This is a genomic window from Natrinema versiforme JCM 10478 (assembly GCF_000337195.1).
In the GTDB taxonomy this organism is placed as follows: domain Archaea; phylum Halobacteriota; class Halobacteria; order Halobacteriales; family Natrialbaceae; genus Natrinema; species Natrinema versiforme.
Map to the genome: position 1 here is coordinate 1 of NZ_AOID01000048.1, position 13,453 is coordinate 13,453.

General features: G+C 62.4%; 13 protein-coding genes and 1 pseudogene. 6 read left to right on the forward strand and 8 right to left on the reverse strand.

The window, feature by feature from the left end; all coding sequences use genetic code 11:
* Window positions 1-270 (reverse strand): annotated as a pseudogene (locus C489_RS15350) (hypothetical protein); the annotation flags it as partial.
* A 466-nt stretch (window positions 271-736) separates the two neighbouring features.
* Here C489_RS15350 and C489_RS15355 point away from each other — a divergent pair.
* The 4 genes from C489_RS15355 to C489_RS15370 all read left to right on the forward strand — a co-directional run bounded on the left by C489_RS15355 (window position 737) and on the right by C489_RS15370 (window position 3,919).
* Complete coding sequence (locus C489_RS15355) at window positions 737-1,120, forward strand: helix-turn-helix domain-containing protein (protein WP_006432240.1); 384 nt, start codon at window positions 737-739, stop codon at window positions 1,118-1,120.
* A 55-nt stretch (window positions 1,121-1,175) separates the two neighbouring features.
* Window positions 1,176-2,453, forward strand: coding sequence for a threonine synthase (thrC, locus tag C489_RS15360; protein WP_006432241.1), 1,278 nt, complete (start codon window positions 1,176-1,178; stop codon window positions 2,451-2,453).
* A gap of 124 nt (window positions 2,454-2,577) precedes the next feature.
* Window positions 2,578-2,928, forward strand: a complete 351-nt coding sequence (locus C489_RS15365; RefSeq protein WP_006432242.1) for a hypothetical protein — start codon at window positions 2,578-2,580, stop codon at window positions 2,926-2,928.
* 91 nt (window positions 2,929-3,019) lie between these two features.
* A complete protein-coding gene (locus C489_RS15370; RefSeq protein WP_006432243.1) occupies window positions 3,020-3,919 on the forward strand; it encodes a transcription initiation factor IIB in 900 nt (299 codons plus the stop codon).
* A 153-nt stretch (window positions 3,920-4,072) separates the two neighbouring features.
* Here the strand turns inward: C489_RS15370 and C489_RS15375 are convergent, their stop codons facing one another.
* Complete coding sequence (locus tag C489_RS15375) at window positions 4,073-6,175, reverse strand: minichromosome maintenance protein MCM (protein WP_006432244.1); 2,103 nt, start codon at window positions 6,173-6,175, stop codon at window positions 4,073-4,075.
* Between the two features lie 432 nt (window positions 6,176-6,607).
* On the reverse strand, window positions 6,608-7,258 hold the full coding sequence (locus C489_RS15380) for a DUF502 domain-containing protein (protein ID WP_006432245.1): 651 nt from the start codon (window positions 7,256-7,258) through the stop codon (window positions 6,608-6,610).
* 341 nt (window positions 7,259-7,599) lie between these two features.
* On the opposite strand from C489_RS15380, the gene C489_RS22260 reads away from it, so the two are divergent.
* Window positions 7,600-7,776 (forward strand): hypothetical protein, encoded by a 177-nt coding sequence (locus tag C489_RS22260; RefSeq protein WP_006432246.1) that lies wholly within the window; start codon window positions 7,600-7,602, stop codon window positions 7,774-7,776.
* Between the two features lie 581 nt (window positions 7,777-8,357).
* On the opposite strand, the gene C489_RS21920 is transcribed toward C489_RS22260, so the two are convergent.
* From C489_RS21920 to C489_RS15390, 3 genes are all read right to left on the reverse strand, one after another.
* Window positions 8,358-8,522 (reverse strand): hypothetical protein, encoded by a 165-nt coding sequence (locus C489_RS21920; RefSeq protein ID WP_160163646.1) that lies wholly within the window; start codon window positions 8,520-8,522, stop codon window positions 8,358-8,360.
* A gap of 191 nt (window positions 8,523-8,713) precedes the next feature.
* Entirely contained in the window at window positions 8,714-8,854 is a 141-nt protein-coding gene (locus C489_RS21925; protein WP_160163647.1) for a hypothetical protein, read from the reverse strand.
* A 331-nt stretch (window positions 8,855-9,185) separates the two neighbouring features.
* A complete protein-coding gene (locus tag C489_RS15390) occupies window positions 9,186-10,214 on the reverse strand; it encodes a tyrosine-type recombinase/integrase (protein WP_006432247.1) in 1,029 nt (342 codons plus the stop codon).
* Between the two features lie 521 nt (window positions 10,215-10,735).
* Between C489_RS15390 and C489_RS15395 the strand changes: the two genes are divergently transcribed.
* Window positions 10,736-10,951, forward strand: coding sequence for a hypothetical protein (locus tag C489_RS15395; protein ID WP_006432248.1), 216 nt, complete (start codon window positions 10,736-10,738; stop codon window positions 10,949-10,951).
* A 560-nt stretch (window positions 10,952-11,511) separates the two neighbouring features.
* Here the strand turns inward: C489_RS15395 and C489_RS15400 are convergent.
* Window positions 11,512-12,864, reverse strand: a complete 1,353-nt coding sequence (locus tag C489_RS15400) for a replication protein (RefSeq protein ID WP_083902823.1) — start codon at window positions 12,862-12,864, stop codon at window positions 11,512-11,514.
* Window positions 12,857-13,420: a hypothetical protein gene (locus C489_RS15405; protein WP_006432250.1), complete on the reverse strand. Its 564-nt coding sequence runs from the start codon at window positions 13,418-13,420 to the stop codon at window positions 12,857-12,859. The genes C489_RS15400 and C489_RS15405 overlap by 8 nt, the downstream gene beginning before the upstream one ends.
* Window positions 13,421-13,453 lie beyond the last annotated feature (33 nt).

Consider the following 13,453-nt stretch of genomic DNA (forward strand, 5'->3'; position numbering starts at 1 on the left):
GGGAATCGACTCGGAGAACGAACGCAGCCGCCGGTGATAGACGACGAGCCCGTAGCCGGTCGCGAAGAGAGCGCTGTAGCCGATGTGGAGGAGCCACCACAGCTGAAAATCGGGCAGCGTCGTGAGGACTCCCGTCGTCGGTCCGATATCGCCGACGATCAGCAGCGCCGGCCGGATCGCTCCGACGAGTCCGCCGAGGAGGATCGCGTACGGCCAGTACGAGTGGGTCACGAGCGAGCGTTCGGCGCGCCGGGCATAGTCGGTCGACATACGCGGTGCTTGGGTTGGTGTCCGAATATACGCCCAGTGACGTTTCCAGATGCTGGGAACGAGCGGCCAGCAACCATCCTCCGGTCCGCCGAACGGCATCGGTATCATCACGACTGACGTCCTGTCGCTGATCGCACGGCGGCCATTCGGCCGGTGTGAACTGGCCCCTGTTCGCGGCTTTCCATTCCGAGACTCGACCGACGAGCCGTCTCCACGACCAGTTGACTGACTGGTTCCACGCTATAACGAGTCCCATACCCGTTGAACCGACAGTAGGTCTTATACCGATCTTTCCAGTCACTGGCGTTTACGATGTGGTTCAGATTCGTCCTCGCCGCGCTGATCATGCTACTGGGGCCAGCAGGGTTGCTCGTCCTCTACCTGTTGTAGCGCGAACCCACCGCTGGTGCCGTTCGTGACGACCGACTGCGACGGGTATTTTGACGCGCTCGTCGTAGGGAGGGATATGGCCGAGACCCCCCAGCACCGCCTCGGGGAACTGATGGAGGAATCGAACCCGGCGTTCGAAGACGTGATGAGTTGCGTGTTCGGGATCGAGGACCACGAGACGCGCACCTATCTCGTCCTGTGTGACCGGCCCAGGAGTACGATCGCGGAGCTGGCCGCGGCCCTCGAGCGTGACCGGAGTACGGTCAACCGGTCGCTGTCGACGCTCCGGGACCGCGGGCTCGTCCGACGGAACCGGCGACTGCTCGAGGGCGGCGGCGACGTCTATCAGTACACGGCCGCGTCCCTGCCCGAAGCCAAGGAGATGCTCCACGAGGCGCTAGACGCGTGGACCGCCACCGTTCACGACGTGATCGACGAGTTCGACGACGGGGTCGACTGAGCCGGCCACCGCGGAATCCACCCACTTTTTGCCCTTGCGGCTCTCCCCTCCGACAATGAGTCTCAGTCTCTCGGCCGACCAGCCGGAACAACCCGCCAACGCCGACGACGGCGTCTGGCTCGAGTGCATCGAGTGTGGCGAGACGTTCGCCCCGTTCGACGACGTCCGATACACCTGTGACGAGTGTGACAGCCTGCTCGAGGTCCGCTACGCCGATCTGCCCACCTTCGACGACTTCGAGGGACAGGGCGTCTGGCGGTACGCCGACGCGCTCCCCTTCGAGGCCGGCGTCTCGATTCAGGAGGGTGCGACGCCGCTGTACGAGGTCCCCTCCCTCGAGGACGAAATCGGTGTCGAGGCGCTGCGAATCAAGCACGAAGGGATGAACCCGACGGGCTCGTTCAAAGACCGCGGGATGACCGTCGGCGTGCGTGTCGCAAAGGAACTCGGCGTCGGCCGACTCGCGTGTGCGTCGACCGGAAACACCAGCGCTGCACTCGCCGCCTACGGCTCCCGTGGCGGGATGCAGACGCTCGTCCTCCTCCCCGCTGGCAAGGTCGCTGCGGGCAAAATCGCACAGGCGAGCCTGCACGGCGCACACATCTTGGAAGTCGACGGCAACTTCGACGCCTGTCTCGACATCGTCCAGGAACTCGCGGGCCAGGGCGAAGCCTACCTGCTGAACTCGCTGAACCCCTTCCGGCTCGAGGGCCAGAAGACGATCGGCCTCGAAATCCTCGAGGGCTTCCTCGCGGACTACGACACCGTGCCGGACCGGATCGTGCTGCCGGTCGGCAACGCCGGCAACACGTCGGCGCTGTACAAGGCCTTCCGCGAACTCGTGCAGGCCGGCGAACTCGCGGAAGACGACGTGCCGAAGCTGACCGGCGTGCAGGCCGAAGGAGCCGCGCCGATGGTCGAGGCGATCGAAAACGGGGCCGACGAGGTCCGCCGCTGGGAAGAGGTCGAGACCCGCGCGACCGCGATCCGGATCGGGAACCCGGTCAACGCGCCGAAGGCCTTGCCCGGCATTCGCGAGACCGGCGGGACCGCCGTCGCGGTTTCGGACGAGGAGATCACCGACGCCCAACGCGACATCGCGGCCGAGGGGATCGGCGTCGAACCCGCCTCGGCCGCCTCGATCGCCGGCCTGCGGAAGCTCCGCGACGAAGGCATCGTCGCCGACGACGAACGCGTCGCCTGTCTCACGACCGGCCACCTGCTCAAGGATCCCGACGCCGCCGCTGCAGCGGGAAGCGAACCCGTACCCGTCCCGGCCAACACCGAGGGCGTCCTCGCGAGTCTTGCGGGTGAGGACTCGTCGGATCGATAGATCCGACGGCGTGCTCGAACACCTCGCGGCGTAACGTCGTTCGGACGCACGACCCGCGTCAGACGCGTCTGACACTCGACTGACTGACCTTTTTCCGGAACAGTGTGGTAGTCAGTATCGAACCATGTCCGCCGAGCAACGAGGCCCCACTCCTGCCCGCTCCGCCGCCGATCGAACCCGGACCGTCCCGCACCTGACCACCGGCTCGGACGACCGAACCGCCAGCCCGCTGTACCGACCCGCCGCGGACTCGGACCGACGGGACTCGCCGCTTTCTTCCCGGATCGAACGCACCCGACTCCGTACCCGGATCGCCGCGCTCGAGTGTGCCTTAGAGACGAGCGAGCGCCGCCGACAGGCCGTCATCGATCGGTACGAGCGCCTTCTTGCTGATCGGGACGACTCGACTGACTCCCCGTCCGAACTGTCGGACTCGCAGTCCCAGTCCCTGCTGGCCCGACTGATCGATCGATAACGTCCACCGACCGCCTTCTTCCCCCTTCCTTCACGACTTCCAACGGTTTATATACCAAGAGGAGACAACTGAATATAGGGACAAATAGCCAATGGCAGATACCGATTCGTCTGCGATCTGCCCCGAGTGTGACGGCAGATTACGAAGGAGGGGTACTGAAATCGTCTGTGAGAAATGCGGGCTGATCTCCGCCGAAGATGCGATCGATCGCGGTCCCGAATGGCGGTCGTTCGAGGACGACGACACCGACCGGCGACGAACCGGCGCGCCGCTGACTCGCTCGAGACACGACCGGGGGCTCTCGACGGAAATCGGCTACGGCTCCGGGTCCGACTCGAGTTACAGTTCGCGGCTTACTGGCCGCAAGCGCCGTCAAATCGCGCGGTTACGACGGGAACACAACCGCGCTCGAATCTCGTCGAAAGCCGAACGGAATCAGGTCTATGGCTTCGCCGAAATCAGGCGGATCACCGCGTTGCTCTCCTTGCCGGACTCCGCCAGAGAGCAGGCCTGTGCCCTCTTCGAATCCGCCCAGTCCGAAGGGCTCTTTCAGGGCCGCTCGCTCGAAGGGTTCGCCGCCGCCGCGATCTACGCGATTTGTCGAACCCGATCGGTCGCCCGCACGAGCGAGGAGATCGCCGGCGTCGCTCGCGCCGATGCCGATGAACTCAGCGTCGCCTACGACGCCTTGAACCGCGATCTCGGTCTCCCGACGGGGCCGATCGATCCCACGCAGTACCTGCCGCGATACGCCTCGAAACTCGAGGTCGGCACCGATGTCGAACGTCGCGCTCGCGAACACGTTACCGATCTACTCGAGGCAGGGAAGGTCGTCGGCCGCAATCCCAGCGGCGTCGCCGCGGCCTGTCTCTACAAGGCGGCCGGCGAGCGCGAGGAGTGGCCGACGGTGACCCAAGTCAGGGCCGCCGATGTCGCCGACGTGGCAGCGGTGACGATTCGGTCGACCGTTACGACCATCGAAGATCGCTGAGAACTCGATCTCTCCCGACTGTTTTCGGCGACGAAAATTGCTCACTCAACAGCGTTGGGTCTGCTATCCGCCGATTGCTCTCGTACAGGCCCACCTCGAGTCCTCTTTCAAACCCGCTGTGGGTCCACCCGGCGCTCGAGTCGAGCAAAGTACCTACGTCGTCCGAAGCGTGTCCGTACTCGGCTCGTAGACCTCGCCTTTCTGTTTGAGCTTGTCGATCTCGTGTTCGGCCTTGGTGTGGTCCATTCCGATCTCCTCGGCCCGCTCCATGACGATATCGACCGGTGCGCCGTCGTCGTACTCCTCTTCGATATCGCCGATCAGCTGTTTGAGGTTCTTGATCCGATCGCGCTGGGACTTCGAGGTCCCGGCCTCGACGATGTCCGCGTCGAATTCGCCGGTCTCGGGATCGACCCCGACGTCTTGCAGACACGAGCGGACGATCTCGATGACCCGCTCAGCGTCGCTCTGTTCGACCGTATCCGACAGCCGAACCCGAGCGCTCGCCTCCGAGAGCCGAACCAGTGCCTCGAGCTTTCGGGCCGTGACCGGCACCGCGGCGTCCTCGTCGGTCCCCTTCGAGCGCAGATCGACGTAGAAATCGCGGATCGCGTTGCGGGCGTCCTCGGTCATCCGCGGGTGGCAGTTCTGCTTGGCGTAGGCGATGTACTTACGCAGGAGTTCCGCGTCGATCTCCGGATCGACCTGCTCGGTCATCTCGTCGATCTCGCCCTGACTGACCTCGAGCTGGTTCATTTCCTCGCGCTGGGTCGTCAACTCGCCGGCGTAGTTAGTCGTGATGATGTGTTCCGCGAGGTTGCGGTCTTTCTCCTCGTCGGGCGTGTCCGTGACGGTGAAGATCAGGTCGAACCGCGAGATCAGCGCCGGCTCGAGGTCGATCTGCTCGCTGATCGGCTCGTACTGGTCGAACCGGCCGTACTTGGGGTTTGCCGCGCCGAGTAGCGAACAGCGGGATTTCAGCGTGGCGTTGATGCCGGCCTTCGAGACGGAGATCTTCTGTTGCTCGAGGGCCTCGTGCATGGCCGACCGGTCTTCCGGTCGCATCTTGTCGAGTTCGTCGATAGCGGCGATCCCCTGGTCGGCGAGGACGAGCGCGCCCGCCTCGAGGCTCCACTGCTGGCCGTCGCCGAAGTCGTCGCGAACGGCCGCGGCCGTGAGACCGGCCGAGGACGAGCCTTTCCCGGAGGTGTAGACGGCCCGTGGCGCGATGTTCTCGATGTATGCCAGCATCTGCGATTTGCCAGTACCGGGGTCTCCGATCAGGAGCATGTGGAGGTCGCCCCGGATCCGCGAGCCGTCGGGGAGCTGTTTCGTCACGCCGGAGAACAGCTGGAGGATCATCGAGAGCTTCTCCTGATCGTAGCCGTAGATCGAGGGCGCGATGGAGGCGACCATCCGTTCGTAGATGTCCTCCCGATTCGAGATCTCGTAGATCTCTTTCTTGTCCTCCTCGGTGATGTCCATGTCCTCGAACTGCTCCTCGTCGATCTCGACGGACATCCCCTCCATGTAGAAGTCGAAGACGGGCGACGGGTCCTGCTGGTCGCCCTGTTGCTCGAGCCGGAGGACGCCGGTCGCGGAGACGTGGTCGCCGGGGGTGACTTCGCCGGTGATGTCGTCCTCGATGTTGATGTCCAGCGCTTGCGGCGTCTCCCCGCCGCGGAGCCCTTCGGGGCTTTCCTGTACTCGAATCTTCTGCGAGTCGACGAACTCGGACTGGTCGAAGTTGACCCGGAAGGGGCCTTGTCGTTCACAGCCCTGACACTCGTGGGGCTCCTGAAAGTCGCCGCTCGACTGGGGGACGCGACTGAGGGTGCCACAGAGCTGGCATTCGAAGGCCGCTTCCTCGATTTTCGGGCGGACATCGGTGGCCTTGCGGACGATGCCGTGGACCTGCACGAGGGAGTTCATGTCCCGGGCACGGATCTCCCGGATCTCGGGGGACTCCGTTTCGGGGAGGTTTCGGACCCGGACGTGGGCCTGCCCGAGGCTCACGTCGATCGGGAGGTCATACAGCCGCAGCGCCTCTTCGGCGTAGCGCTGGAGCTGTTCGGGCTGGTTGATGAAGTCGTCAGCGAGGTCGGGATCGAACCGATAGAGGTCTTGCCAATCGATATGCAGCGAGCGCTGCTCGTTGGGATACTGCTGGGCAAGCTGCTTGATCTCGTTGTCGTAATAGTTGCGGAAGAACTGCTCGAAAGAGTCGACGAGTTCGGAATTTCCCGCTTGCGCCATTGCACTCCCCTAGGACCGCCACCGGGTATAAATGGTCGTATACCGGGGCGAAACTGATCCGATTCGGGCGTTCGAACGGCGGTGAGAGATGTCCTCACAGTCGAGGATGATGTCGTCCTCGAGTCGTTCGGTCCGCGGTCACGATCGTGGTTGCTGCTCGAGAGAACGGTGGGACTCGAGAAATTTCCGATACCGTCGTGACTGTGGGGCCAATCTCAGCGAGAAACCGGTCGATTTCGGGCCGCGTCGACCCGATCCCTGTCCGTCGGGCCGCTGCGGAGTCCGACACGCCGTGTCCTGTCTTCCAGTCGGTCGGTTACGTCTCTACAAGTGTACTTTCAGTTCCGACGTAATGTAGCCACGGCCAATCTGTTTTGGGTCGGTGGGTCGGTGAGTGTCTCGAGCGAGCGGAAGCGGCTATTCCGGCGTCGCTCAGGTATCGCTGTACTCGCCGTCGCCCAGACTGTCGGCCGCGACGCCGAGCGTCGCGATCGATCGGAACGCCTCTTCGACGGTGAGATCGACTTCGTGGACCTTCTCGGTGGGCATGTGCATCACGTAGCCGTTCGTGGCCGGGTTTGGTGCCAGCGGCACCATGATCGTCACCATCTCGTCTTCGCCCGCGCTGGCTTCCACGACCGGGGGTGTTTCCGCGGTGAGAAACCCGAGCATGTACGCTCCTTCGTGGGGAAATTCGACGAGTTTCACGTCCTGGAACTGATCGGTCTCGTTGTCGAGCAGGAGTTTGCTGGCCCGCCGAACGCTCTCGTAGACGGTGCTGACGCCGGGAATCGTCTCCATCGTCCCGTGGACGCGTTCGGAGATGTACTTTCCAGGAGTATGCTCTGCGATGATGCCGATCACGAGGAAGAACCCGATCACGGACAGCAGCGTCGCGAGTTGGATAACCGGAACCGGCGGCTCGTCTGGCCAGACGTACGTCACGCCGGTGATGATCGGTGAGAGCACGCCGAGGATGAAATCGAGGACGACGAGCACGACGAGCAGCGTCGCGACAAGCGGAATCGTGATTACGATCCCGTTGATGAGCCACCGCTGTACTCTCGAGGCGGAGTCGGCCATGTGTTCTGACAATCGGGATGAGTCCGAAACCGTTGGGCTTGCGGGCAGAATAGTCATCGACCTATCGCGGGGACAGCGTGTTTGGTAGTGCCATAACGGCTCTTCATCTCGGAGCCCGGTCTCCTCTCTGGACGACAGGTACCTCGAGTAGTCACAGCGAGAGACAGTTCCGGGCAGCGTCTCGGATCGGCGGTCGGTCAGTTTCGTTGATCCACTGTCGAAACCGCCGCCGCTCGAGCCCAACGGCGCTCGGTTCGGTAGATCCAGCAGACGGCGTCCGTCGGACACCTTCACACTTTGGAGCGACAGTGATGGCTGCGTAGGGGCATCATTTAGATCCCATGTCAACCCAATCCGATCAGACGCGAGCCGCCGTCCGATGTGAGAGCTGTGGCGCAATTCTCGTCGCCGAGATCGCGCCGGACGGCTCCGTCCGCCCGCTCGGCACGAGCGAAGACTGCGTCTGCGGTGACGGCGCGTTCACGCGACTCGAGCAACCCGCGATGACCGCCCGGTGATCGGCGGTTCGGCCCTCGAGCGGGTCTCGAACTCCACACGTGAGTTCGCCGATGCAGTTTCCATCTGCCGGTCTCCGTCGAACCTACCGAGCGCTGTGTCCCTTGTGTGGTGAATAATAGCTTCCCACAAATCAATCGTCACACCGATTCGCCAGAACTGCTTTTCAAACCTAGTTCGGAATTTTAGATACATATGTTTCGATTTCTTCTGGATCGTATGTCTATTGCACCATCGAAAACCTTTATTGTTGGACGGGCACTACCGGGTAGTGAGGTGATGACAACGGATACCAACCCTATCCCGACCACTGGCGATCCACTGTGGCTATTGTGACCACACATCTGTGCGACCCCTGCCATGGCGCACATCGGCTGATTGCTGTTCCCGCCACCGAATCCGCGATTCTCGGCTTTTGTTTTCACGCACTACTTCTGCATAGCGGCTACTACCGGATCGACGAAACCCGGTTAGTCGTCGCCGTGGCGACCGGGAGGCGTCGACAGACCCCATCACTCGAGCCCCACAATTCGGCATGAACAGCGACGGTGGGCAGTTGTCGGGTTCTGTCGGTCGCAGGCTCTCAAAACGGCGGCTCGAGTCGCGGCTCGTCGCGCCGTCGGAACCGATAGGCCAGCGCGACGACGACGGCTATTCCCACGAGGAGTACCGACTGTCGCAGTCGTCCTCTCCGGCGAGTCTCGGATCGCTCGCTCATCTCTACCTGCTGCGTTCGGTCACCGATCATGCACTCTCGTTTGCTAGCTCTGTGGATAGTCCTTTGCCGACTTCTGGCTCGAGGAGGAGATCGGTTTGGGCGAGTGGGCTCGAGGAGCTAGCGGACTTCTGAGTCGCAGATTCGCACACACGAGGTCAAAACCCGTTTTCGACTTTTGAACGGTCCATTCCGCCCCAAAACTGGCGGCCCGGATCTACGAATTAGAAACGAGGTCCCACCCACCCGTAGTAGTCGGTGACAGCATCTACCGCCCCGACCGCTACCGCCAAGCCCATCGCTGCACAAATGACGAGGAATATTACCACGAGAGAGACGATATACGTGAGGGTTTCAGAGTCCATACTACTCGATCAGCGGCTCTGTGGTAAAAACGTGTGGCAATCCATCGCTGGAATAACTCCGGTTCATCTGGGTCAACTGGAACTCAGCGGAGGCGGGGGTGTAACGCTGTGATTTTTCGGCCCTGTCCCTTTGGGTGGCCGTCGCAGTGCAATCTCGCTTGACTCCTGTCAGGATGCTACGGCTCCCGAGGTGCAACACCTGTGCGCGTCCGATAGCTGCGGCTCGCGGATTTGCTCACGACAGAAGTGAGTGGGATCGCCCGGCGTTGATTTACGACTGATTCCACGGAACAGGTCGGCGTACGAAGTGGTTTTAGCGGTGAACATGGCTCTATTCGATATTGAGTTTATTAAGGTGGGGTCGGCGGCGTTTCTCCATCCGGTCGCGCTTCTCGGATTTGTCGTAATACTCGTCGATCACGTCCTGCGACGCGTTCACCCGCTCGGCGGTCACCTCGCGGGGGACGCCTCGATCGCAGTGCCACGTGATTGAGCCCGTCCGGATGTGGTGTGGGGCACGTGACGACGGGCACTGACTGGCCTTCGAGTGGTTCCTGAACTCGCAGGCGTCGGGATCGTACCCGTGCGGGCATTCGCCTTGGATACACGGGAACGTCGCGAGATACATCCAGACGCGGATCGTGTTCGGGTTCGGACGACCCTGCCTCGACGCGAACAGCGGTTGCCGCCCGTGTTCGTCGTGCTCGTCGTACCGATCGCTCTGGATGTACGTCGAGATCGTCTCGCAGACGCGCTCGTTCAGCGCGACGACTCGCTCACCCTCGCCTTTGTTCTTCAGAACGGTTTCCGATTCTGGCCGGTGGACGAACTCGATCGTCTGCTCGTCGCGGTCGTAGTCGCGGAGATCGAGCGCCCGGAGGCCGCCGAGCCGCGCGCCGGTGTGCCACGCCACTTCGAGCAGCGCGTGCCGACGGCAGCCGCGCAGGGTCTCGCTCGATCGGTAGTGACGGATCAGCGCGAGCGCCCGCTCGGTCGGGAGCTTCGTTTCGCGGGACCGTTCGTCGCGTGGAACGTGCGGAACGTTCACCCGCTCGGCGAGATCGTCGTTGACGGCCTCGATTCGTTCGAGGTATTCGACGAAGTTCTTCAGCGTCTCCATCTCGTTGTGGAGCGTCACCGAAGCGATGTCCTGTCCAGCGCGGTAGGACTCGTACTGATCGAACAGCCAGCCGTTCAGTTCGTCGACCGTCTCGATGCCCTGGTCTTCACACCACTCGCCGAAGAGCTTCAGGCGGTAGTGGTACGTCGACGCGGTCTCTTCGGTCAGCTCCGTTTGCCGACCATCGAGGTACCGGTGCCACGCTTCGCGTGGGGCGAGATCCGTCGGACCGTCCGTCATCGCGATCGGCCCCGTACGCGGAGGGTCCGTTTGTTTTCCGTACTTCTGTTCAACTGTCCGTAGTCGCCACTCTTAGTGTGCTGAAGCGTGCAGTTTCGCATGGTCTCTTTTGGGACCGCGGACGAACCGTGCGCGCCGCTTGGTTGGTGCCTGGGGCGTGCGCGGCCGGTGTCCGTCGGTGTACAAGAAAGTCTGCTGGAGCCAGCCTTATATACCTCAAAGTAGGATCTTCTGGTTCCAGTACTACTGCTGTCGTGCGTAACGCGGGGTTTAAGCCGCGAGTGAGCTAATCCGGTCATGCTTCCGTACCCTGTTTACGGAAGCCATGCGGACTCGCTGTGTCAGCAGCGGGGTCCGCTCATTCTCATGAGATCTGTCGACAAGCGACGGATCAGTGTGGCTTCCGTTACGGCGAATAATTCACCAACTAACGATTAATCTTTCGGTACGAATTATTTCCTAGTTGGTGATTATTATCCAAGACCTGATAATTTATACCGGTGCCACACAACTTTCAGCGCATGGCCGGGCGGCCGCCGGATGTCACCGACGAAGAGATCCTGCAGGTATTCCGTGAGTCCGACGAACCGGTTCTATTTACTGGAGAGGTATCCGACCAACTTTCCATTGGCCGAGATGGAACGTTGAAGCGCTTGAAAGAACTCGAAGATGACGGTCACCTAAGCCAGAAACAGCGGGGAAACGTAATGGTCTGGTGGCTACTTGAAACGAAGTAAGAAACACCCCACTGGCTTCAGTGATTCTGGACAGTTCGCCAGAATCGTGCTCGAACCGGTCGCCGGCGTAGCAGACAGCGACGACATGAACCGTTTCCTCTCTCCGCTCGAGGGATCGTGCTCGAACTGGGCACCCTCGCAGTGGCGACAGTGGTCGCGGTTCGACGAGCGCCGCGGTCGCTCCGGTCGCTTCGTTCCCTTCGGTCACTCCGCTCCGATCGCCGTGCTCGCACGATCGTCTCCCGCTTTGCTCTCGCTTGCTCGCACCCTCGAGCTTGCCGTTCCGGGCTACCTGCCTCGCCTCGATCGAGGACGCTGCGCTTTCTCTTTCTCGTCGATGATCACTTCCGGTGCTCGCTACGCTGCGCGCCGGCTTAATCGACGAGACGTTCACCCCTCACTCGGCTGCGCGGGCTGCCGGGCTTTCGTGCTGTTTCGGTCCCTCGCGGCGCTCGGGGACTATCGCTGCGCGCGGCTCTTAGGTACTCCCTCCGGCGCTCCCGCTGGTCGCGCCGTCGGGCCGCGACGCGCGGCGCTCTGTCGTCCGCTCGCTATCAGATCTACGTCGAATCCGATAGCGTCACCTGCTCTGTTCGGGGGGTTGGCGTCGTCTCTGGTTGCGGGTTCGGCGGATCGAGATGCTGAGCATCCTCGATCGTCGTGTACTGTACCTGTGACTGTTTCACGTCGTAACGGTCTTCGCCCTCTTCGTCGACGCGGCCGACCGCGTTGATCGACCAGCCGGGATTGACGATCTCGTACGGGAGCACGTCGCTGTCCGGGTTCGCGTGCTTCTCCGGATCGAACTCCGGGTTCGGTAGCACGACCGTCTCCCGATCGTCGCGATCGTCGCGCTCGCTCCGGATCAGGTCGTTCGCTCCCTCACTGAATCGGACGACTTGGGTGCCGGTCGCCCAGACGGCCGCGCGGAACTGCAGCTCGTCGAGGCCGCGATCGAACAGCGGTTCCCCGTAGGCACCGATGTACTCGCCGATGTAGCTCCCGACGTTCCCGACCACGTCGCCACGGTTGGCGTCGAGATCGTCCGGATCGAGGCTCGGATCAACGGACCGGATCGAGATCGGCCGGGCCGACTCCTCGGCGGCGTGGTAGTCGTGGGCGTCTCGGTGTGCAATCTCGCACTGGCGCAGGTGCGCGTCGATCGCCGGGCGGAAATCCGATTCGGTGACCGAGCCGTCGACGAACACCGCACAGTGAACGTGTCCGTAGCCGGATTTGTGTTTCTCCACGACGAGAGCGTATTCCCACTCCTTTCCGCCGAGCGAGTCTCGAAGCGCATGATAGACGCCGCGGCCGCGGTCCGGTCGCCACGAATCCACGACGTCGCGGAGGTGATCGGCCGGGCAGCGCCAGCCGCCGTTGGCGTTTCTCGTCGAGCCGGTGAACGTCAGCATGGCGATGTGGAGGTTGTCATACTCGCGGACCATCTGGCGTTCGAAGGCCTTCAGCCGGGCGTAGTACTTGTTTCCGTAGCGTGGCTGATGCGAGTTCGGCATCTGCGCGCGAACCTCGTTGCCCTCTGGATCGGTAAAGAGGAGGTGCGCGTGTCGATACCCGTTGTACCAATCGAGGAACTCGTTCAGCACGCTACTCCATGTCTTCGCCCGGCGGCCGCCACCGTTGCGCTCGATCGTGCATTCCTCGCGAAGCCTCTGGTCGTCCCGGACGGAGATCGGCCGAGCAGCGCGGGCCGATCGAGACTTGACGAACTCGTCTACGATGGCGTTCTTCCGTTGCCACCAGTGGGCGTGCCACGAATCGGGAACGACAGCTTCAGCGTCGCTCGCGGCGGTTGTACAGTTAGTCTTGGAAGGCCGAGAGCCGCCATAGTCGTCCAGCCGGTCGCTGCCGGCGGCTGATCGAGGGCCGACTGAGCGGCTTCCGTTACTCATCGTCACCACCGCCTTTCTCGCGGGTGGTCGCGTGCGACCGCTGCCGCTTGCGGCGTTCCCGGCTGCCCTCGGTATCATGTTCCTGATAACATGACCAGCAGCGTTCAGCTTCCTCCGGCCCGGACCCTATCGGATTAATGCACTGGTGCCGACACCACGGGTAAGAGCACCTATACGACCGGTACTCTGACCAGTCCCGATCGGGATCGTACACCTCGTCTGGCACGTCCGGAGCTTCAGGAAGCGAGTTCTCGCCGTACCGTTCGCGCAGGTCGTTGAGGTGGTCGCGCTTTGTTTCGATGTGGTGACCGGATTCGAACCACGCAGACTCATTGCGTCGCTTCCGCCGTCTCTTGAAAGACGTTTGGCCACCGTTTTCGAAGAAAAGCCGGTGACGGTACGTATCGACATCTAAGGACGGGAAGACGTATTCTGCCCGTTCCACGTCTTCGGGATCGGCACCGAGATCGAGCAGCTTCTGGGCAACGTCGTCATCTACGAACTGAGCATTCGAAACTCGGCTCGGATGGAACGAGAAGTCCTCTCCACTGCTCATGCCGACCACCCCGCAGACCGCACAAGAAGGTCG

Bases quoted from the DNA above. Each gene is read 5' to 3' on its own strand.
- C489_RS15355 (WP_006432240.1), top strand. From the start codon at position 737: ATGGCCGAGACCCCCCAGCACCGCCTCGGGGAACTGATGGAGGAATCG.
- thrC (WP_006432241.1), top strand. From the start codon at position 1,176: ATGAGTCTCAGTCTCTCGGCCGACCAGCCGGAACAACCCGCCAACGCC.
- C489_RS15365 (WP_006432242.1), top strand. From the start codon at position 2,578: ATGTCCGCCGAGCAACGAGGCCCCACTCCTGCCCGCTCCGCCGCCGAT.
- C489_RS15370 (WP_006432243.1), top strand. From the start codon at position 3,020: ATGGCAGATACCGATTCGTCTGCGATCTGCCCCGAGTGTGACGGCAGA.
- C489_RS15375 (WP_006432244.1), bottom strand. From the start codon at position 6,175: ATGGCGCAAGCGGGAAATTCCGAACTCGTCGACTCTTTCGAGCAGTTC.
- C489_RS15380 (WP_006432245.1), bottom strand. From the start codon at position 7,258: ATGGCCGACTCCGCCTCGAGAGTACAGCGGTGGCTCATCAACGGGATC.
- C489_RS22260 (WP_006432246.1), top strand. From the start codon at position 7,600: ATGTCAACCCAATCCGATCAGACGCGAGCCGCCGTCCGATGTGAGAGC.
- C489_RS21920 (WP_160163646.1), bottom strand. From the start codon at position 8,522: ATGATCGGTGACCGAACGCAGCAGGTAGAGATGAGCGAGCGATCCGAG.
- C489_RS21925 (WP_160163647.1), bottom strand. From the start codon at position 8,854: ATGGACTCTGAAACCCTCACGTATATCGTCTCTCTCGTGGTAATATTC.
- C489_RS15390 (WP_006432247.1), bottom strand. From the start codon at position 10,214: ATGACGGACGGTCCGACGGATCTCGCCCCACGCGAAGCGTGGCACCGG.
- C489_RS15395 (WP_006432248.1), top strand. From the start codon at position 10,736: ATGGCCGGGCGGCCGCCGGATGTCACCGACGAAGAGATCCTGCAGGTA.
- C489_RS15400 (WP_083902823.1), bottom strand. From the start codon at position 12,864: ATGAGTAACGGAAGCCGCTCAGTCGGCCCTCGATCAGCCGCCGGCAGC.
- C489_RS15405 (WP_006432250.1), bottom strand. From the start codon at position 13,420: ATGAGCAGTGGAGAGGACTTCTCGTTCCATCCGAGCCGAGTTTCGAAT.